The organism is Arthrobacter glycogeni (genome assembly GCF_054511155.1).
Genome location: NZ_JBTNDE010000027.1, coordinates 1 through 18,014, shown reverse-complemented (window position 1 = coordinate 18,014; position 18,014 = coordinate 1). Strand labels below are relative to the sequence as shown.

20 protein-coding genes are annotated in these 18,014 nt (G+C 65.2%); 9 read left to right on the top strand and 11 right to left on the bottom strand.

Going from position 1 to position 18,014, the window contains the following annotated elements; translation table 11 throughout:
• The first annotated feature begins 126 nt into the window (after positions 1-126).
• The 5 genes from ACX80O_RS15100 to ACX80O_RS15080 all read left to right on the top strand — a co-directional run bounded on the left by ACX80O_RS15100 (position 127) and on the right by ACX80O_RS15080 (position 3,221).
• On the top strand, positions 127-900 hold the full coding sequence (locus tag ACX80O_RS15100) for a FadR/GntR family transcriptional regulator (protein WP_459308157.1): 774 nt from the start codon (positions 127-129) through the stop codon (positions 898-900).
• A gap of 72 nt (positions 901-972) precedes the next feature.
• Positions 973-1,212, top strand: coding sequence for a hypothetical protein (locus ACX80O_RS15095; RefSeq protein ID WP_459308158.1), 240 nt, complete (start codon positions 973-975; stop codon positions 1,210-1,212).
• A gap of 52 nt (positions 1,213-1,264) precedes the next feature.
• Positions 1,265-1,714, top strand: coding sequence for an FAS1-like dehydratase domain-containing protein (locus ACX80O_RS15090; protein ID WP_459308159.1), 450 nt, complete (start codon positions 1,265-1,267; stop codon positions 1,712-1,714).
• Positions 1,714-2,151, top strand: a complete 438-nt coding sequence (locus ACX80O_RS15085) for a MaoC family dehydratase (protein WP_459308160.1) — start codon at positions 1,714-1,716, stop codon at positions 2,149-2,151. The genes ACX80O_RS15090 and ACX80O_RS15085 overlap by 1 nt, the downstream gene beginning before the upstream one ends.
• Entirely contained in the window at positions 2,148-3,221 is a 1,074-nt protein-coding gene (locus ACX80O_RS15080; RefSeq protein ID WP_459308161.1) for a UDP-N-acetylmuramate dehydrogenase, read from the top strand. Before ACX80O_RS15085 ends, ACX80O_RS15080 begins: the two co-directional genes overlap by 4 nt.
• 58 nt (positions 3,222-3,279) lie before the next feature.
• Here ACX80O_RS15080 and asd read toward each other — a convergent pair whose 3' ends face one another.
• The 7 genes from asd to ACX80O_RS15045 form a co-directional block, all read right to left on the bottom strand.
• Positions 3,280-4,434: an aspartate-semialdehyde dehydrogenase gene (asd, locus tag ACX80O_RS15075; RefSeq protein WP_459333937.1), complete on the bottom strand. Its 1,155-nt coding sequence runs from the start codon at positions 4,432-4,434 to the stop codon at positions 3,280-3,282.
• Between the two features lie 68 nt (positions 4,435-4,502).
• Positions 4,503-5,066 carry a dihydrofolate reductase gene (locus ACX80O_RS15070; RefSeq protein WP_459308163.1) on the bottom strand — a complete coding sequence of 188 codons (564 nt, stop codon included), beginning with the start codon at positions 5,064-5,066 and terminating at the stop codon, positions 4,503-4,505.
• The gene (locus ACX80O_RS15065) at positions 5,063-5,824 is read right to left on the bottom strand and encodes a thymidylate synthase (RefSeq protein ID WP_459308192.1); all 762 of its coding nucleotides are present in this window, start codon (positions 5,822-5,824) and stop codon (positions 5,063-5,065) included. Before ACX80O_RS15065 ends, ACX80O_RS15070 begins: the two co-directional genes overlap by 4 nt.
• Before the next feature lie 414 nt (positions 5,825-6,238).
• On the bottom strand, positions 6,239-7,204 hold the full coding sequence (locus ACX80O_RS15060; protein ID WP_459333936.1) for an NUDIX hydrolase: 966 nt from the start codon (positions 7,202-7,204) through the stop codon (positions 6,239-6,241).
• Positions 7,204-9,426, bottom strand: coding sequence for an RNA degradosome polyphosphate kinase (locus ACX80O_RS15055; protein ID WP_459308167.1), 2,223 nt, complete (start codon positions 9,424-9,426; stop codon positions 7,204-7,206). The genes ACX80O_RS15060 and ACX80O_RS15055 overlap by 1 nt, the downstream gene beginning before the upstream one ends.
• A 74-nt stretch (positions 9,427-9,500) precedes the next feature.
• Complete coding sequence (gene mshD / locus ACX80O_RS15050) at positions 9,501-10,562, bottom strand: mycothiol synthase (protein ID WP_459333935.1); 1,062 nt, start codon at positions 10,560-10,562, stop codon at positions 9,501-9,503.
• 221 nt (positions 10,563-10,783) lie between these two features.
• A complete protein-coding gene (locus ACX80O_RS15045; RefSeq protein ID WP_459308170.1) occupies positions 10,784-11,485 on the bottom strand; it encodes a winged helix-turn-helix transcriptional regulator in 702 nt (233 codons plus the stop codon).
• A gap of 168 nt (positions 11,486-11,653) precedes the next feature.
• Between ACX80O_RS15045 and ACX80O_RS15040 the strand changes: the two genes are divergently transcribed.
• The 4 genes from ACX80O_RS15040 to ACX80O_RS15025 all read left to right on the top strand — a co-directional run bounded on the left by ACX80O_RS15040 (position 11,654) and on the right by ACX80O_RS15025 (position 14,802).
• Positions 11,654-12,397 carry a hypothetical protein gene (locus tag ACX80O_RS15040; RefSeq protein ID WP_459333934.1) on the top strand — a complete coding sequence of 248 codons (744 nt, stop codon included), beginning with the start codon at positions 11,654-11,656 and terminating at the stop codon, positions 12,395-12,397.
• A gap of 233 nt (positions 12,398-12,630) precedes the next feature.
• Positions 12,631-13,230, top strand: a complete 600-nt coding sequence (locus ACX80O_RS15035) for a nitrobindin family protein (protein ID WP_459308174.1) — start codon at positions 12,631-12,633, stop codon at positions 13,228-13,230.
• Positions 13,231-13,294: 64 nt separating this feature from the next.
• Positions 13,295-14,392, top strand: a complete 1,098-nt coding sequence (ygfZ, locus tag ACX80O_RS15030; RefSeq protein WP_459333933.1) for a CAF17-like 4Fe-4S cluster assembly/insertion protein YgfZ — start codon at positions 13,295-13,297, stop codon at positions 14,390-14,392.
• A gap of 2 nt (positions 14,393-14,394) precedes the next feature.
• Positions 14,395-14,802, top strand: coding sequence for an ankyrin repeat domain-containing protein (locus ACX80O_RS15025; protein ID WP_459333932.1), 408 nt, complete (start codon positions 14,395-14,397; stop codon positions 14,800-14,802).
• Positions 14,803-14,820: 18 nt separating this feature from the next.
• Here ACX80O_RS15025 and ACX80O_RS15020 read toward each other — a convergent pair whose 3' ends face one another.
• The 4 genes from ACX80O_RS15020 to ACX80O_RS15005 form a co-directional block, all read right to left on the bottom strand.
• On the bottom strand, positions 14,821-15,534 hold the full coding sequence (locus tag ACX80O_RS15020; protein ID WP_459333931.1) for a GNAT family N-acetyltransferase: 714 nt from the start codon (positions 15,532-15,534) through the stop codon (positions 14,821-14,823).
• Positions 15,535-15,544: 10 nt separating this feature from the next.
• On the bottom strand, positions 15,545-16,570 hold the full coding sequence (locus ACX80O_RS15015) for a 6-phosphofructokinase (protein ID WP_459333930.1): 1,026 nt from the start codon (positions 16,568-16,570) through the stop codon (positions 15,545-15,547).
• 96 nt (positions 16,571-16,666) lie between these two features.
• The gene (locus ACX80O_RS15010) at positions 16,667-16,855 is read right to left on the bottom strand and encodes a response regulator transcription factor (RefSeq protein WP_459333929.1); all 189 of its coding nucleotides are present in this window, start codon (positions 16,853-16,855) and stop codon (positions 16,667-16,669) included.
• Positions 16,840-17,364 carry a response regulator gene (locus ACX80O_RS15005; RefSeq protein WP_459333928.1) on the bottom strand — a complete coding sequence of 175 codons (525 nt, stop codon included), beginning with the start codon at positions 17,362-17,364 and terminating at the stop codon, positions 16,840-16,842. The genes ACX80O_RS15010 and ACX80O_RS15005 overlap by 16 nt, the downstream gene beginning before the upstream one ends.
• Positions 17,365-18,014: the final 650 nt, after the last annotated feature.

Below are 18,014 nucleotides of genomic sequence, written 5' to 3'. Positions count from 1 at the left end.
CCAAAGGCCGTAATGGTCTTTTATTAGTCCATGAGGTTCGTTTCAGTGTGAGCTATCTCATGAAATTCGTCAATGGCCGGTCAGTCCAATCATTGGCTCGGTTTCAGACCGGAATAGGATGATGGCATGGAAGCCGAATCTTTTGAGGGCGCCGCCCGGTTCCTCCGACCGGTCCGACAGGGAAATGCCTTCGAGGAAACTATCGAGATGCTGCTGCGGAACATCAAACTGGGAATCCTCGCGGCCGGCGACAAGCTCCCCGCCGAGCGTGAGCTCGCCGATTTGCTCGGAGTGTCGCGTGCGACTCTGCGTGAGGCTCTCGCCGAACTGCAAAAAGCCGGATATGTCGATGTAAAGCGTGGTCGTTACGGTGGCACATACATCGCGCAGAACCGGCTCCCCGGTCCGGACGGGTTTCCCAGCATCAGCTCCGAAGAGGTTGAGGATGTGCTGATTCTCCGCGGTGTGCTGGAGCCAGCTGCGGCTTCCCTGGCGGCCAAGGCAGAGTTGTCCCCTCCCCAGCGCCAGCACCTACTCGACTCTCTGGCGGAGGTAGCAGGGGCATCGGCTAATGCCTACCGACCCAAGGATGCAAGGTTCCATGTGGCCATCGCGGAAGTCAGCGGCTCGCCGAGCCTGGCGGCCGCCGTGGCTGATGCCCGCGCCAGAGTCAGCGATCTCCTGGACTGCATCCCCCTGCTGGAACCCAATCTTGAGCATTCAAACCAGCAGCACCAGAGAATCGTCGATGCTATTTTATGCGGTAACCACGAGGAAGCCTACGGGGCCACCCAGGATCACCTGCAGGGGACAGCCTCGCTGCTTCATGGGTTTCTCGGCACTCCTGAACCCTCCACGCGGGACTCCCCACACGGATCCGGGCCTCGCCCTGGTGAATGAACCAGGTCACGGCGCCTGCGCACCATTCGTTTCCTCCTCTTTGGGCTGCCACCGCCCGGTAGGCTTAGCCCCATGCTGAACACCCCCTGGGACACCGGATCTGACCTCTACCGGAAGCTGGTTATCGCCGCCCTCGTGCTGACCGGTGCCGGAATCCTGATCGCTGTCCTCGGGGCCGCTGCCGGCAGCAATGCAACGGTCTTTACTGGAATCCCGGTACTCGCAGCGGGGTTGGTGACGCACCTGGCAGGCATGGTGGTGCGCGCGCGGGACGCCAAGCGCAGGCATCAGGCACACACCCAGAAGAAGTAACCCACCTGCACTAGGCTGGGAACGAATTCCGACCGCATCCGTCAGGAGCCCCATGACCATCAATCCAGAGCTGCAGGGCCGCAGCTATCCTGCCGGCCCCGCGTACCTTGTGGGCCGCGAGAAAATCCGTGAGTTTGCGCGGGCCGTGAAGGCCACCCACCCGTCGCACTACGACGTCGAAGCCGCTCAGGACCTCGGCCACCGGGACCTGGTGGCTCCACCCACCTTCGCCATCATCATCGCCCAACTGGCCGATGCCCAGCTAATCAACGACCCCGACGCCGGCATCGACTTCAGCCGTGTGGTGCACGCCGACCAGCGGTTCAGCCACCACCGGGCCATCGTGGCCGGCGATGAGCTGGTGGCCGAGCTACATGTCGACACCGTCCGGGCGATGGGCGGCGGCGCGATGATCACTACCCGCGCCGAAATCTCGACCACCGATGGCGAAAAGACCGCCACCACCACGTCATCGTTGTTGGTGCGCGGAGAGGAACAGTAATGGGCATCGCTATCGCGGACCTCAGTGTCGGCCAGGAGATCGGCGCCGCCACAGTTGAGGCCACCCGCCAGGACCTCGTCAGGTATGCCGGAGCCTCGGGCGACTTCAACCCGATTCACTGGAACTCCGACTTTGCGCAGGGCGTGGGCTTGCCGGGCGTCATCGCCCACGGCATGTTCACCATGGGGGCCGCGGTCCAGCTGGTCACCGACTGGGTGGGCGACCCTGCAGCCGTCGTCGACTATCAGACGCGGTTCACCAGGCCGGTCATCGTTGACGACACCACCGCGGCCGGAACTCCTGGTGCTGTGATTGAGGTGGCGGGCAAGATCGGTGCAGTGGATCTGGACAATTCGACGGTCCGGGTGGATCTGACCGTGACGTGTGCCGGACAGAAGGTGCTGGTCAAGGCCCAGGCCGTGGTGCGCATCTGGTGACGCTTCTCTCCTCGCTCACAACGGCCGGCGTCGGCGGCCCGGCGCGTACCTACGTCGAGGCGCGCTCCGAGGCAGAGATTATCGACGCCGTCCGGTCCGCGGATGCTGCCAGCGACCCCCTGCTGATTATCGCCGGCGGGTCAAACCTCATCATCGCCGACGACGGCTTCGCCGGCACCGTGGTGCGGCTGGCGTCGACCGGATTTGTGGTGAACGACGACGACGCCACGTGCGGTGGGGTGATGGTGAAGGCGGAGGCGGGCCAGCCCTGGGACGCCCTCGTCGAGTACACAGTGCTGCACGCCTATTCCGGGCTGGAAGCGTTGTCGGGCATTCCGGGGTCCACCGGTGCCACCCCGGTGCAGAACGTCGGGGCCTACGGCTGCGATGTCTCGCAGACCCTCGCCACCGTTCGAACCTGGGATCGCGAAACCAATTCTGTTAAGTCCTTTACGAATTTCGAGCTGAAGTTCGGGTACCGGGATTCGATACTGAGACGCACCACACTGAACGGCTCACCGCGGTACGTGGTGCTGACCGTCGAGTTCCAGCTGGCGTTGGGTCGGATGAGCGCTCCCGTGCGGTACGCGGAGCTGGCTCGGGAGGTCGGTGTAGTCACCGGTGAACGGACCTACGCGAACGATGTCCGGCGGGCTGTCCTGAAGCTGCGCGCCGCCAAGGGGATGGTGCTTGACCCTCACGACCGCGACACGTTCAGCACTGGCTCCTTCTTCACCAATCCAGTTGTTGACGCTGCAACTACCGCGACGCTGCCGGACGACGCTCCCCGGTATCCCACTGCCCTCGACGGACGGGTCAAGCTCTCGGCCGCCTGGCTGATCGATCAGGCTGGATTCGGGAAGGGTTTTGGGCTAGCGGAGGACGCCGGCTTTGCTGCGGCGGGAGGCCGGGCCTCGCTGTCGACCAAGCACACCCTCGCCGTCACCAACCGGGGGAGCGCCTCGGCCGCCGATCTCCTGGCGATCGCAGCGCTGGTGGCCGACGGCGTCGAGGACCGGTTCGGGATCCGCCTGCACCCCGAGCCGCTACTGATCGGCTGCACGCTCTAGCGAGGGACCGCGTCCCAACTCTCGGGGTACGGTGCCGGGGTGCCGCGGCTGACCCCGGTTAGAGGTTCCCGGTGGCGATCAGGAGCATCCGGCGCAGCGGTTCGGCGGCGCCCCACAGCAGCTGATCTCCCACGGTGAAGGCGCTCAGGTACTGCGGACCCATTTCGAGTTTGCGAAGTCTTCCCACGGGGATGGTCAGCGACCCAGTCGCGGCAACAGGAGTAAGGCGGGCCAGCGTGGCTTCCTTAGTGTTGGGGATGACCGTTGCCCACTCGTTGTCGGCGTCGATGAGCCGTTCGAGCTCGGCCAGCGGTACGTCTTCGTTCAGTTTCAGGGTCAGCGCCTGGGAATGGGAGCGCATGGCACCGATCCTGACGCACAGCCCGTCGAACGGTATCCGCGCGCCGTCGGTACCATCGGTGCCCAGGATTTTGTTGGTTTCGGCGCCAGCCTTCCACTCCTCCTTCGACATCCCGTTGCCCAGATCGGCGTCGATCCAGGGGATGGCCGATCCTGCCAGTGGCACACCAAACTGTGAGGCGTCCATGCCCGGGTTGCGCTGCTGCGCGAGGACCGCCTGATCGATGGCGAGGATGGCCGACGCCGGATCATCAAGGTTGGGTGCAACCGCGCCGTGGATGGCGCCAAACTGGTTCAGTAGCTCACGCATGTGGCGGGCGCCGCCGCCGGAGGCCGCCTGATACGTCATCGAAGTTCCCCACTCGACGAGGCCGTTGCGGAACAGGCCGCCAAGACCCATCAGCATGCAGGACACCGTGCAGTTCCCGCCGATGAAGTTACGCACGCCCCGCGAGAGTCCGGCGTCGATGACATCCCGGTTCACCGGATCCAACACAATGATGGAGCTGGTCTCCATCCGTAGCGTTGACGCCGCGTCGATCCACAGACCGTCCCAGCCGCTGTCGCGTAGCTTCGGGTAGACCTCCGCGGTGTAGTCCCCACCCTGGGCGGTGACGATGATGGACAGCTTGGCCAGCGCGTCGACGTCGTACGCGTCCTGAAGTGCAGGGGCGCCTTCAGCGAACGACGGCGCCGCACCCCCGGCATTCGACGTGGAGAAGAACACGGGGTTGATCAGGTGGAAATCGCCCTCATCCTGCATGCGCTGCATCAGGACGGAGCCAACCATGCCGCGCCAGCCCACGAAACCGACGCTTGGCGCAATTGAGGAACCATTTACTGCAGAAGTCATGCTGCCAGTCTAGGTCAGCACGTCCGGGAGGCCCGATTGGTTACGAACAGCCTCCCGGACGGATCCAGTTAGTCCCGGTCCCGCGTCCACAGGCTGATCCGGTAGCGCGTGCCATTGGCACCGGAAAGCCAGCCCTTATGGGGGGTCACGCCGTCGAGTTGCCAGTCCGGGCCGAGCGTCGGCGCGAACGTATCGCCCTTGGTGGTGGACTCGATCATCGTGACGACTGCGGCCTGGGCCACCGGCAGGGCGGCCTCGTAGATCTGCCCGCCGCCGATCACCCAGATCTGTTCGGCGCCGGGACTGCGCCGGGCTTCGTCAAGAGCGTCTTCCAGGGAGTCGACGACGACGGCGCCCGTCAGGTCGCCGGCCTCCAGCGCGTGACGACTCACCACAATGTTGGTCCGGTCCGGGAGGGGGCGGTACTTGGCGGGAAACGACTGCCAAGTGTGCCGACCCATGATGACCGGGTGGCCGGAGGTGGTCCGTTTGAAATGTTCCATGTCTTCGGGAAGGCGCCATGGCATGCCCCCGTCTTTCCCAATGACCCCGTTCTCCGTCTGGGCCCAGATCATGCCGATGAACGGCTCCCGTCCAATGGCGTCGATGATGCCGCGGTTGGTTGAAGTCATACGGCGATCGGTGCCTTGATGGTGGGATGGTGCTGGTAATTCACCACGTCAAAGTCCTCCAGCATGTAGTCGAAGATGCTCTCTGGTTTACGGTTGATCAGCAGCTGTGGATTGGGGTACGGCTGCCGGGTCAGTTGTTCTTTCACCTGCTCGACGTGATTGTCGTAGATGTGGACGTCGCCGCCGGTCCAGACCAGTTCGCCGGGTGCCAGCCCCACCTGTTGGGCGACCATCAGGGTGAGTAGCGCGTAGGAGGCGATGTTGAACGGGACGCCGAGGAAGGTGTCGGCCGAACGCTGGTACAGCTGGCAGGACAGCTTCCCATCCGCGACGTAGAACTGGAAAAACGCGTGGCATGGGGGGAGCGCCATATTGTGCAGCTCCGACACGTTCCAGGCCGAGACCAGGTGCCGGCGGGAATCCGGGCTGACCTTCAGCGCTTCGACTACCTGGGCGATTTGGTCGATGTGGCCGCCGTCGGGGGTTGGCCAGGAGCGCCATTGGACGCCGTAGACGGGGCCGAGTTCGCCGTCGTCGCCGGCCCATTCGTTCCAGATTTTGACGCCGCGTTCCTGCAGCCACGAGACGTTGGAATCGCCGCGGAGGAACCAGAGCAGCTCCAGCGCAACGGATTTGAAGTGGACGCGTTTGGTGGTGACCAGCGGGAAGGAGCCAGCGAGGTCGAAGCGCAACTGTCTTCCGAAAACACTGCGGGTTCCGGTGCCGGTGCGGTCGGTCTTGACCGCCCCGTTGGCCATCACATCGCGTAGCAGGTCCTCGTACGGTGTGGGGCTGGGATGTGAACTCACGCATTCCACTCTAGTGGCAGGGCTCTGCGCGACCCCAAAATCGCTCCGGCGTGGTGCCGGTGTCACCAGTGGGCCGTCGTCGGGAATGTTTGGCGCAGCTGTGGTGGGTTGTAGCGCCCCGAACCGGCGTCGTCGCGAACTTCTGTGCACGTGTGGTGGGTCAACCCGCCCCGCACCCGCCACAGCTGCACACCTCCTGGCGGTCACCCGCCACAGCTGCGCAGTCGGCGTGTCGACTTCCACATGGCGGTCGCCGACAGGGGAGCACTGCCTCGCCGTCACCGTCGGACCGACTGGTGGGCCCGGACCAGCTCAAGGAGGTGGTCTTCACGTATTCAGGCGGCCCGCGCTGTCTGCCGCAGGCTAGTCGTCGTAGGCCCTGAACTGCTCCACTGCGACGATGCGCCCGGGGGTTTTAGTGCTCACGTGGGAGATCAGCACCTCGCCGGGAGCGAGGTACGGGTCATCCACTGGCAGCACGGTGGAGAGCGACTCCGGCAGGTGACGGCGGAGCACGCCGAAGACGAGCGGGAGTACCGGGCGATGGGTGCACAGCGCAACGGGCCGGCGTCTGTCGAAAAGCTTCTCGACGGTCGACCGGGCCTTGTCCGGTTTGCGGGCCGCATTTCGCTCGGTGATGGAGTCAGCAAGTTTGAGCTTGATGTCCCTGGACTTGCGGTACGGAGCGATGGTCTGGACGCAGCGCTCCCAGGGGCTACTCACCACCCACGACGGGCCCCAGGCTTCGAGCAGACGGCTCACCGCTGCGGCCTGGCGTCGACCGGTTGCCGCCAACGGGCGATCCCCTTCGGCCCGGGTCCAGGAAGAGCGGGGTTTAGCCTTGGCGTGGCGGACCACGATCAGCGGCCAGGTCTCCAGCTGCTCGGCCTCGTGTGCTGCGACGAGCGACCCGAGAGGCTCCTGATCCGTGGGGTTGGTCAATAGTTCAACGGCGCGGGTTGGTGTGACCCACGAGAATTCGTCTACCTCCTTGCCATCCGGGCGAACCACCGCACGCTCGGTGTGTGCCGCCCAGTAGTAGACCACCTTCGGCCCCGAGGCCACCGGGTACCGGGTCGACCCCAGGGGAATGCCCAGGGAAATGCGGAGGCCCACCTCCTCCTCGACCTCCCTGACGGCACATTCGGGGGTGGTTTCGCCGGGGTCGATCTTGCCTTTGGGCCATGACCAGTCCGAATACTGCGGACGGTGAATCAGGAGCACCTCAAGGTGTCCCTGTTCCTTCCGCCAACAGATAGCGCCGGCAGCGATGACCGACGGCGCCGCGTCCTCAGGGGGTGAGGCCACCGCTTCGACGATCGGCTCCATCAGTGGCGGACCGCCGACCGGTTGCGTGCGCGGGATGCCAGCAGCCAGCTCTGGACGTCGCTCAGCGGGGCACCGTCGGCGTCCTTATGGTGCCGGGTCCAGCTTCCGGCCTTATCGAGGTGCCAGCTCGCAGTACCTTCGTCCATGTACCGGTCGATCAGGGACATGAGATAGCTGATGTCCTCGGGTGCGCTGAGTTGCACGAGGGCCTCCACCCGGCGGTCAAGGTTCCGGTGCATCATGTCCGCGGACCCGATGAACACGGCGGGGTCCCCGCCGTTGGCGAACGCGAAGACCCGCGAGTGTTCAAGGAACCGGCCCAGGACTGACCGGACTGTGATGTTTTCGCTGAGACCAGGAACGCCGGGGCGCACCGAGCAGATACCTCGGACGATCACGTCCACCGTCACGCCAGCCTGCGAGGCACGGTAGAGGGCGTCAATAATGGCTTCGTCGACGATCGAGTTGACCTTCACCACCACCCGCGCCGCCAGCCCAGCCTTCTGGTTGGCGATCTCGCGTTCAATCCGGTCTATCAGACCGGAACGCACCGACCGTGGGGCGACCAGCAGCCGCTTGAACGTGGACTTCGGCGCATACCCCGAGAGCTGGTTGAACAGCCGGGATAGATCCTGGCCCACCTGCTCATTGGCGGTCAGCAACCCGAAATCTTCGTAATAGCGGGCGGTTCGTGGGTGATAGTTGCCGGTACCGATGTGGCAGTAGCGGCGGAGCCCGTCGATTTCCTGACGGACCACGAGGGACAGCTTGCAGTGGGTTTTCAGCCCCACAATTCCATACACCACGTGTACGCCTGCCTGCTCCAGCTTCCGGGCCCAGGAAATGTTGGCTTGCTCGTCGAAGCGCGCCTTGATCTCGACCAGGGCCAGCACCTGCTTGCCGGATTCGGCCGCGTCGATCAGCGCATCGACGATCGGCGAGTCCCCCGACGTGCGGTACAGGGTCTGCTTGATCGCCTGCACCTTGGGATCATTCGCTGCCTGCTCCAGGAACGCCTGGACCGAGGTGGAGAACGAATCGTACGGGTGGTGCAGCAGGATGTCCCGGCGTCGCATGGCCGCGAACACGTTCGCAGCCTTCGACGTTTCGCTCTCGTTGAGATCCCGGCTCGTGTGCGGGACGTGCTTGGGGTAGCGGAGTTCGCCGCGGTCAATCCGGCCGATCACGCTCAGCCCCCGGAGGTCCAGCGGCGCAGGCAACCCGTACACCTCGTCCTCCTCCACCCCGAGCTCGCGGGACAGCAGGGCACGGATACTCGGGTTGATGTCGGTGGTGACCTCCAGCCTGACCGGTGGCCCGAACCGGCGCCGCAGCAACTCCTTTTCCAGCGCTTGCAGGAGGTTCTCGGCGTCGTCCTCCTCTACCTCCAGGTCCTCGTTGCGGGTCACCCGGAAGGTGTGGTGTTCAAGCACTTCCATGCCCGGAAACAGTTGGTCCAGGTGCACGGCAATGACGTCTTCCAGCGGGATGAACCGCGCCGTGCGCCCCGTGACGTTACCTGCGCGCGGGCCGTCCACGGAGATCAGGCGGGGGAGCTGGTCGGGCACCTTGACGCGGGCAAAGAGTTCCTTTTCGCTCACCGGATTGCGGACGACGACGGCGAGGTTCAGTGACAGCCCTGAAATGTAGGGGAAGGGGTGGGCCGGATCCACAGCGAGCGGCGTCAGGATAGGGAAGACCTTTTCGGCGAAGAGCTTGTTCAGCTCGGCGCGGGCGGCGTCGTCGAGTTCGTCCCAGGTGGTCAGGTGGATATTCTCGGCGGCCAATGCAGGCCGGATGTTCTCCGCGAACACTGCCGCGTGCCGCTGCTGCAGCTTGTAGCCGTCGGCCATGATCTGCTCGAGTTGCTCGATGGGGCTCAGCCCAGCGGCCGACGGGACAGCCAGCCCGGTGGCGATCCGTCGTTTCAATCCGGCGACGCGCACCATAAAGAACTCGTCCAGGTTGGACGCAAAGATGGAGAGGAAGCTGACGCGCTCCAACAGGTACAGGTCGGGGTCTTCGGCGAGCTCAAGAACCCGTGCGTTGAAGTCGAGCCAACTCGATTCCCGGTCCAGGAACCGGTCGGGCGTGATGGCGCCCTCCGGAAGCAGGCTGGGCGCGAACTCCGGGATGTCGATGCGGTCCTGGGTGGCACGCGCGGGTGCAACCTCGGACGAGCCATACCGAGCCGGAACGCGTGCTGCGGTTTCGGGGTCCATGATGTCTCCTGACAGCGGGTGGGTTGCCGTTATCCGCCCCTCTCTCAAGGGGTTTAACGGCATCAGGATCCACCTTACAAGCTCGCCCCGGCAACCTGGGGCGCGTACATGACGTCAACATCCCAGCGGGTGAAGCCCAGCTTGCGGTAGAGCGCCACCGCAGCGGTATTGTCGGCGTCGACATAGAGCATGATCGCCTGCAGACCCAGCGAATGGAGGTGCTCAATCCCAGCAATGGTGAGCGCCTTACCCAGTCCCATTCCCTGCGCCTCGGGAGTGACCCCGACAACATAGACCTCGCCGAGCGCGGGATGGTCTCCGGACCGCGGATGCACCTTGGTCCAGTGGAAGCCGAGCAACCTCCCGTCGGCTTCCCGCACCGCCAGCAGGAACCCCGACGGATCGAACCAGTCCTCGGCCATCCGCGACTGAAGGTCCTCCAGCGTGGTCGCGCCCTGCTCGGCATGGTGGGCGAACGCCGCTCGGTTCGCGGCAAGCCAGGCCTGTTCGTCGACGCCAGCTTCGAAGGCGCGCAGGACGACGCCGTCGGGAAGGGCGATCGCGTTAGCGGTTGGGGCGAGCACGGAGGCTTCCAGGGCGGCCCGACTCTGGCGCATCCGCCACAGCTCCCGGACGGGAACGAATCCGTTCTTGACCGCCAGGCTGACGGCAGCCGCATGGTTGCCGTGGGACCAGGCACGCAGCGCTGGCAAACCGTGGGCCTTGACGGCGTCGGCGAGTGCGCTCCCGACCCCCTGGCTGCGATAGGTGGGCCGCACCACCAGCTCGATCACCCCGGGGTCGTCGTCGTCGGTTCCCTCGCGGGGCAGGCTGATCACCGCCACCCCGGCGAGCTCTTCGACCTCCTGGGAGGTGGCGTCACTGGCGGCGGCAGCCGGTTCTCTCCCGCCTGCCGCTGGCGATTTCTCGTCGACGGCGTAGGTAGCGAAGATCAGTAGGGATTCGGGGTGGGCGCCAGCGGTCTTCAGATTGACCAACGTCTGCTCGGATAACGGCGGATTGCCGTCGGCTTCTGCTGCGGCCGTGGCGAGTCCGAGGATGTCCTGCAGGAATCGTGGCTCGGGAACGCCAGCGGTATGAAGGATAGGCCAGGTAGGGACATGAGCTGTGGTCATGCAGCCAGCTTAACCCTCATGGGCGCCAGCCGTGGGGCTGGTTTTGGCGTGGCGCCGCTAGTACGGTAGCGTAGGTGATCGTTCACGGGGGATGCACCAGTGGGGTGCCCGCGATACGTTCGACCCGTATGTCCTCCACCAGGTACTACCAGCGAAGTCCCTTTTCCACGACAGTGGGGGAGGGGCTTCGCTGGTTAAGCCGGCGGCCCAGGTCAATACATTTAGGCGTCGACGGCCGGGCGGTCGTCAGTTGAGCGGCTGAGCGTGAACCGGTACCCCACATTGCGGACCGTCCCAATCAGCTGCTCATGGTCGGCGCCCAGTTTGGCCCTGAGTCGCCGTACGTGAACGTCGACGGTGCGGGTCCCCCCGTAATAGTCGTAGCCCCACACCTCGTGCAGCAACTGGTCACGGGTGAACACCCGGCCTGGGTGCTGAGCAAGATATTTGAGCAGCTCGAATTCCTTGTAGGTCAGGTTCAACGGTTCTCCGCCCACCCGGGCGGTGTAACTGGCCTCGTCGATCACGACGCCGGAGGCCCGGATCTCGCTACTGGTCTCTGACTCTGCAGCACTGGTCCTCGCGATGACCAGGCGGAGCCGCGCCTCCACCTCGGCGGGCCCAGCAGAGTCGAGGACGACGTCGTCGGCCAACCAGTTAGCGGCGACGGCGGCCATCCCACCCTCGGTGAGCACCAGCATCAGGGGTGCACTGAGACCGGTGGCCTTGAGAAGCTGCGTCAGCGATCGCGCGCCGACCATGTCCTTGCGTGCATCGACCATCACCACATCGCAGGGTTCGGTTTCCAGTAGCGCCGTCGGCTCGGCGGGCAGAATATGCACCTTGTGGTTGAGCAGCTCAAGCGCGGGCAGCACACCCACCGACGAGCCGGGGCTATTAGTCAACATCAGGATGTGCGGCATGTGTCCTCCATATACTCGGACGCGCATCATCGGGCGACTGCGTCGGGCAGACGGAGTAGGTCGGGTGCTCCGCAGCCCTTGCAGATTTCGTCCAGTATACCGGGTGTGATGCTCCGCACCCCGGGACGCCGTTTTCACTTGCCGGAGCGGTAAGGCAGTATTGCTCGGGTGAGAATATGGAGTGTAGCCATTGCGGCGGCAGTTGCCGTCATCTCAGTCGTGGTTGCTTCCTACGTCTCCCTTGGTGCCCTGGCGGGCGTCGCTGCGGTCCTGATCCTGGCGTGCGCCATTGGCTGGCCCCATGTGCTGGGCGTTCCAGCCAGGAAGAGCCAGTCTGCAGTCATCGGACTTAGCGCGCTGGCCGCCACGGCTGCGGCCCTCACTGTCCCTGACACCGACTTCATGCGGTGGATGCCTGTCGCGACGGCCCTCGGCCTAGGCGGGATATTCCTCATCCAGCTGTTCCGCGGTACCGGCCAGAGCCACCGCCTCGAGTCCACCCTCGGCGCCGGAGTTGGCGTATTCCTGGCCTGCCTCGGCTCGGGCTGGGTTGCCGCCGACCGGTTGGCAGTCAACGCCGGGAACTCCGGCATGATGCTGGTCACCGGGATCAGCGTCATCATCGCTCTCGCCGTGTCGCTGCTGCCCTGGCCAGATCGCATCATCGCACCGCTGGGAACCGCGCTGGCCGCAACCGCCGGACCACTTGGGGCCATTCTGTTCACCGACGTTTCCGGGCTGGCCGCAGGCATCATCGGAGCGGGCAGCGGAGCCGTGGTGGTGTGTGCCCGCCGGCTTTTCCTGGCCCGCGAAACGCCGGTGAACTTGCCGGCGGCACTGTCGATCGGCGTCGCGCCGATCCTCGTAATTGGCTCGCTCGTTTACTTCCTGAGCAAGCTGCTCACCGCCTGATTGACCTGCCCGCCTCCCCGCCTGTTTCACTCCCGGACCGCCCGCCTCGCTCCGTCACGGCGATGAGGTCGAGAGCCGCCGATGCGTCGCGTTAGGATGGACGCATGTCGATTCTTGCGCTTGAAATCTTCTTCATTGGACTGTTGGTGCTCGCTTCACTGGCGATGGCTGGAGTGGCGGCCCTGGTGATCAGCCGCCTGTACAAGGGCCAGAAGTAAGGCTGCCACCTCACCATGTCGTTTGAGATTCCTACCGACCTTACGCCCGAGTTGGTCCCGTTGTCCTGGCTGTTGGGAGCCTGGGAGGGCTCCGGCCGGCTCGGCGAAGGCTCATCGGAGTCCGAGCACTTTGAGCAACGTGTCACCTTCACCCAGAACGGGCTGCCGTACCTCAAGTACACGGCCGAGAGTTGGCTGACCGATGAGCTGGGGACCCGCCTGCGCCCCCTGTCGGTGGAAAGCGGATTCTGGGCGCTGGACCGCAAGCTAAACGACGCCGACGGCGGCCCCGGTCTCGAACCAGCCGATATTGTTCCCGCGCTGAAGAGCGCCGACGAGGTGGAACAGCTCCGTAACGCCGAGGACGGCTTCGACATTACCGCCACTATCGTGCACCCCGGCGGAATCGCTGAACTGTATTACGGGGTGATCAAGGGCCCGCAGATCCAGCTCAGCACCGACTTGGTGATGCGCGGCCAGAATTCCAAGGAATACACAGCCGCCACGCGGTTGTATGGCCTGGTGGAGGGCGACCTCTACTGGCGGTGGGACGTGGCCGCCGATGGTCAACCACTCAAGGCCCATGCATCGGCGATTCTCAAAAAAGAATCCTGAACTGCCGTGCCCTCTCGGGCAGGGCAAAGGAATACGCCAAGCCCAAGGACGCGTTGATACCATCATGACCTACCTCAGCCCACTGCTGTCCCTGCCCGGCGCGGTAGCCGCTGGCGCACCCGACCAGGGCACCGCCTCCCATTACGGCGACCCTTTCAGAGAGCAGCGCGCGCTGGCCCGCGGCACCGCCGTCGTCGACCTGTCCCACCGGGGCATCGTAACGGTATCCGGGCCGGACCGCCTGAGCTGGCTGAACACCCTCTCCTCCCAGCTCCTGTTGGGCTTGCAACCGGGTAGCAGCTCGGAGACGCTCCTGCTGAGCGTGCAGGGCAGGATTGAGTACAACGCCCGGGTGGTCGACGACGGGACCACCACCTGGCTGATCGTTGAAGGGTTCGAAGCGCCCGGCATGGCCGCCTGGCTGGACCGGATGAAGTTCATGCTTCGGGTCGAGGTCGCGGATGTGTCAGATACCTGGGCGGTCCTGGGTGCAGTGAAACCTGTTGCCACGCTATCCGAACGTCTCGTATGGGTTGACCCGTGGCCTCACATCGCCGAGGGCGGCTACGGCTACTCCGTGGTGACCGAAGAAAACCACCCCGGACTGGAACGCCCCTGGTTTGAGTATCTGGTCCCGCAAACCGCACTCGCGGATACCGTCGCCGCGCTCGGCGAGGCGGGGCTGAGCCTGGCCGGAGCGATGGCGTCCGAGGCGTTGCGCGTCGCCGCGTGGCGGCCCCGGGCCGGAGCCGAAACCGATGAGAAGACCATCCCCCACGAGTTGGATCTGATCCGCACCGCGGTCCACCTCTCGAAGGGGTGCTACAAGGGCCAGGAAACCGTGGCCCGGGTGCACAATCTGGGGCATCCACCCCGCCGCCTAGTCTTTCTGCAGCTTGACGGCAGCCAACATACCCTCCCCGCGGTGGGGAGCGCCGTCGTCGCTGGCGGTCGCACCGTCGGCACCGTGACGTCGGTGGCCCAGCACTACGAGATGGGGGCAGTGGCGCTCGCCGTCGTCAAACGCTCGGTTGACCCACTCGGTGACCTGGTGGTGCAGGACGGCGACGAGGCGTACGCCGCAGCCCAGGAGATCATTGTGGCGCCCGACGCCGGCCAGGTGGTGGGACGCGCCACTGGTTTCCTCAAAGGACGCCGGTGACCGTGACCGAGACTAGCTCGCCCGATGGCGGAGCCGATCAGGCTATCGCGCTGGCCCACCGGCTGTTCGACGCGGCACGCACCGGCGACGCGGCAACCCTGAGTCGATACCTTGACGCAGGAGTCCCGGCGACGCTGACCACCAGTGCCGGCGACAGTCTCCTGATGCTCGCCTCGTACCACGGACATGCGGGTATTGTGGCAGACCTGGCCGGGCGGGGCGTTGACGTCAATGCGGTCAACGACAAGGGTCAGACCCCACTGGCGGGAGTGGCCTTCAAGGGGTATCCGGACGTCGCCGACGTGCTCCTGGGCGCGGGGGCCGACCCCGATCAGGGCCACCCCTCTGCGCGGCAGACCGCGCACATGTTCAAGCGCCAGGGGCTCCTCGACCTGTTCGGCCCGGCCTAAGCTTCAGCCGGTTGCAGCCTACCTCGGCAGCAGCACGCTGGTTTGGCTGCCGCACCCGATGAAGCCCGCTCGTAGCGCCGTCCTGATGGATGCGGTGTTGTCGGTGCGCGCGCGCCACTGGGGTATCAGGCCCGCTGCCATGGCGTCTTCGACGGCTACCTTCGCGATGAAGGTAGCGTGCCCCTGGCCCCGACGTTCGGGCGCTGTCAGGACCCCGAGATGAGCCAGGATACCGCTCCAGATGTCGTAGCCAGCGCCGGCGAACGGGGTGGGGGGAGCGGTCGCGTCGTCCACCAGGATGGTGCGATGCTCCAGTTCGCTCAGGCCCACCTCGGCGGTGTCGTCAGGAGGGCACAGTCGTTCAAGGTCGACGGCGAAGGCCAGGTCATCGCTCACCGCCACGTCGTGGCGGGGCTCAAGAGCTGGCAGGCTGTCGCAAAAGTACAGGTTCGCTTCGCCCAGACCACGCCCGCCATGCTCCCGGGTCAACCTCAGGAGAGTTGAGTGGCGGGCGAGGACGTCGCCGTCTAGTTCCGCTGCGGCGTCGAGCGCCCACCCCGGGCCCACGATGGATTCCTCGCCGAACAACCGCACAAAGGTCAGCAGCTCGGCGTCGTCGTCCCTGCGGTAGATCCGCTCACCCGCCGCCTCGGCGAACGCCGTGTCGTCGAGCTGCAGGAGCCGGGACCACCCGAGCTGGATGATTGAGGCAGTGCCGGGGTCGAGTTCCATCTAGGCAACATTAGCCGAAGAGGATGGCTGCCTCGTCGTACCGCTGCTGGGGGACCACCTTCAAATTGCCCAGGGCGGCCTCAAAGCCCACCCGGGCGATTTCCGTGCCCTTCAGCGACACCATCGTGCCCCACAACCCGTCCACCACTGAATCGACTGCGGCCATCCCCAGACGTGTCGCGAGGACGCGGTCGAACGCAGAGGGGACCCCACCGCGCTGGATATGTCCCAGCACAGTGGCGCGGGTTTCGATTCCGGTGCGAGATTCGATTTCCGGGGCCAGCTGATCGGCGATCCCGCCGAGCCGTGGCCGGCCGAACGTGTCGAGGCCGCGCTCGGAGTGGGCCTGGTCCAGGTGATCGGGGACGAATCCTTCGGCGACCACCACGAGAGGCGCACGGCCACGATAATTGGCCTCGGTCACCCACTCGGCGATCTGCTCCAGGCTGGTCTGCTGCTCAGGGATGAGGATGGCATGGGCGCCGGACGCCATCCCGGCGTGCAGGGCGATCCAGCCCACGTGGCGTCCCATCACTTCGGCTACCATGCACCGGCTGTGGGACTCACCGGTGGTGCGCAGCCGGTCAATGGCCTCAGTGGCGATCTGCACCGCGGTGTCGAAGCCAAAGGTGTAATCGGTGGCGTCGAGATCGTTATCGACGGTCTTGGGGACTCCAACAATTTTCAGGCCGGCGTCGGTGAGCCGCTTGGCGGCAGCGAGGGTGCCTTCACCGCCGATGACGATCATCGCGTCGATGCCGAGCCGTTCAAGGGTGGCTTTGATCGCGTCGGGTCCACCGTTTCCCTCGAAGGGGTTGGTGCGGGAGGTCCCCAGAATGGTGCCGCCCTGCTTGGAGATACCGCGGACGGCGCTGCGCGGGAGGTCGATGATGTCACCCTCCACCACTCCACGCCAGCCGTCGCGGAACCCGACGAAGTCAAGGTTGTGGGTTTTGATGCCGTTGAGGACCGCCCCACGGATCACCGCGTTGAGTCCAGGACAATCGCCGCCGCTGGTGAGTATTCCGATTTTCATGGCGAGCCGGGTCCTTGCAGATTGGGGAGGGTGAACAGGTCAGAGCGCCCCATTGAGCTCAACTATGATTCTAAACACACATTGAGCGGCAGGCCTCTATCGGGGCCCGGGAGCCCGACTGTCGAGGATTCCGCATCCCATCGCCACGACCACGGCCCGTGTCTGGTCATCGACGTCCAGTTTGGCGAAAATGGGCAGCAGATGGGTCTTTACTGTGGTCTCCGCGATGTAGAGCCGCGCGGCAATGTCGGGGTTGCTCAGCCCCCGGGCTACGCACTGCAGCACCCCCGGTTCGCGCGAGACAGCGCCGGCGGCGCAGGTGCTCGCATCCGGGACACCAACTTCGCTTCGATGGGCGGTGCGAGGACCGTCTCACCGCGGGCCGCGGCGAACATGGTGCTGATGATTGTGTCCCCGGGAGTGTCTTTGAGCAGATTGCCCACGGCGCTGGCCTCGACGGCCCGCACAATATCGGAGTCGCCGTCGTAGGTGGTCAATACCAGCACTTTGGTGCCCGGCTGCGTCGAGAGAATGCGGGCGGTTGCGTCAGCTCCATCCAGAAGCGGCATGCGCAGGCCCATGAGGACGACGTCGGGAGCGACGGCGATCGCTGCGGCAACCGCTTCCTCCCCGTTGGCTGCCTCGGCGGCGACCACGATGCGGGGGTCGGAGGAGAGCAGGTTGATCTGTCCGGCACGCACCACCGGGTGGTCATCTACCACCAGCAGGCGCACCGAATCAGCGCCGGCCGGGCAGGTCTCCGCGGGGCCCGACCCGGGGTAGGTAGGGCTCACCTTGCCTCGGTCGGTGCACCAGCGTGTCACTCGGGCCCGCCAGGGTGAAAGGTCCGGTAGATCGAGCTGGGGTGTCCTGGTGCAGCAGGACACTGTCGAGACCCTGAGACTCCGGAGATGGCTGAGACCCCTGAGCCCCCAGAGATGGCTGAGACCCCTGAGACCTCAACCCGCCGACCGATCCCCCAAACCCGCCGAAGGGTTAGTTGTGGTGGGTTATCGGGCTAGTGAGGCGCCCGATCTAACGCCCCGGTGGGTGGGTTGTGGGGTTTTGTGCACGCCCCCGGTGGGCTGTGACCGGACCTTGAAAAATAGTTCAGAAAGTTTTTCTGTGCACCGGGTTTGGGCCCTAATAATGTCAGTGGCGGGTGATGGAATGGGGGTATGAAAAGCAGTACAGCTTCTTCTACCGGAACGGGATTCGTTCCCGAATCCGGTCCGGGTCCCGCCCCCAGTAGAGGGCCCACCGATACGTCTGCGGGTGCGTCCGATGAGACCTCCAATGGTGGGTCCGCGAACACGTCCGCGGGGACTTCCACTGGGGCGTCTGGTGGGTATGGTCCTGGGGGTCCGTTGGGCGTCGGCGCGGTGTGGACTGCCCCGGTAGGTGATCCGCCCAACACTTCCGCTGATGCCTTTGCTGATGCTTC

Bases quoted from the DNA above. Each gene is read 5' to 3' on its own strand.
- ACX80O_RS15035 (WP_459308174.1), top strand. From the start codon at position 12,631: ATGTCGTTTGAGATTCCTACCGACCTTACGCCCGAGTTGGTCCCGTTG.
- ACX80O_RS15045 (WP_459308170.1), bottom strand. From the start codon at position 11,485: ATGCCGCACATCCTGATGTTGACTAATAGCCCCGGCTCGTCGGTGGGT.
- ACX80O_RS15095 (WP_459308158.1), top strand. From the start codon at position 973: ATGCTGAACACCCCCTGGGACACCGGATCTGACCTCTACCGGAAGCTG.
- ACX80O_RS15085 (WP_459308160.1), top strand. From the start codon at position 1,714: ATGGGCATCGCTATCGCGGACCTCAGTGTCGGCCAGGAGATCGGCGCC.
- ACX80O_RS15060 (WP_459333936.1), bottom strand. From the start codon at position 7,204: ATGGAGCCGATCGTCGAAGCGGTGGCCTCACCCCCTGAGGACGCGGCG.
- asd (WP_459333937.1), bottom strand. From the start codon at position 4,434: ATGACTTCTGCAGTAAATGGTTCCTCAATTGCGCCAAGCGTCGGTTTC.
- ACX80O_RS15015 (WP_459333930.1), bottom strand. From the start codon at position 16,570: ATGAAAATCGGAATACTCACCAGCGGCGGCGATTGTCCTGGACTCAAC.
- ACX80O_RS15020 (WP_459333931.1), bottom strand. From the start codon at position 15,534: ATGGAACTCGACCCCGGCACTGCCTCAATCATCCAGCTCGGGTGGTCC.
- ygfZ (WP_459333933.1), top strand. From the start codon at position 13,295: ATGACCTACCTCAGCCCACTGCTGTCCCTGCCCGGCGCGGTAGCCGCT.
- ACX80O_RS15070 (WP_459308163.1), bottom strand. From the start codon at position 5,066: ATGACTTCAACCAACCGCGGCATCATCGACGCCATTGGACGGGAGCCG.
- mshD (WP_459333935.1), bottom strand. From the start codon at position 10,562: ATGACCACAGCTCATGTCCCTACCTGGCCTATCCTTCATACCGCTGGC.
- ACX80O_RS15100 (WP_459308157.1), top strand. From the start codon at position 127: ATGGAAGCCGAATCTTTTGAGGGCGCCGCCCGGTTCCTCCGACCGGTC.
- ACX80O_RS15055 (WP_459308167.1), bottom strand. From the start codon at position 9,426: ATGGACCCCGAAACCGCAGCACGCGTTCCGGCTCGGTATGGCTCGTCC.
- ACX80O_RS15090 (WP_459308159.1), top strand. From the start codon at position 1,265: ATGACCATCAATCCAGAGCTGCAGGGCCGCAGCTATCCTGCCGGCCCC.
- ACX80O_RS15065 (WP_459308192.1), bottom strand. From the start codon at position 5,824: ATGGCCAACGGGGCGGTCAAGACCGACCGCACCGGCACCGGAACCCGC.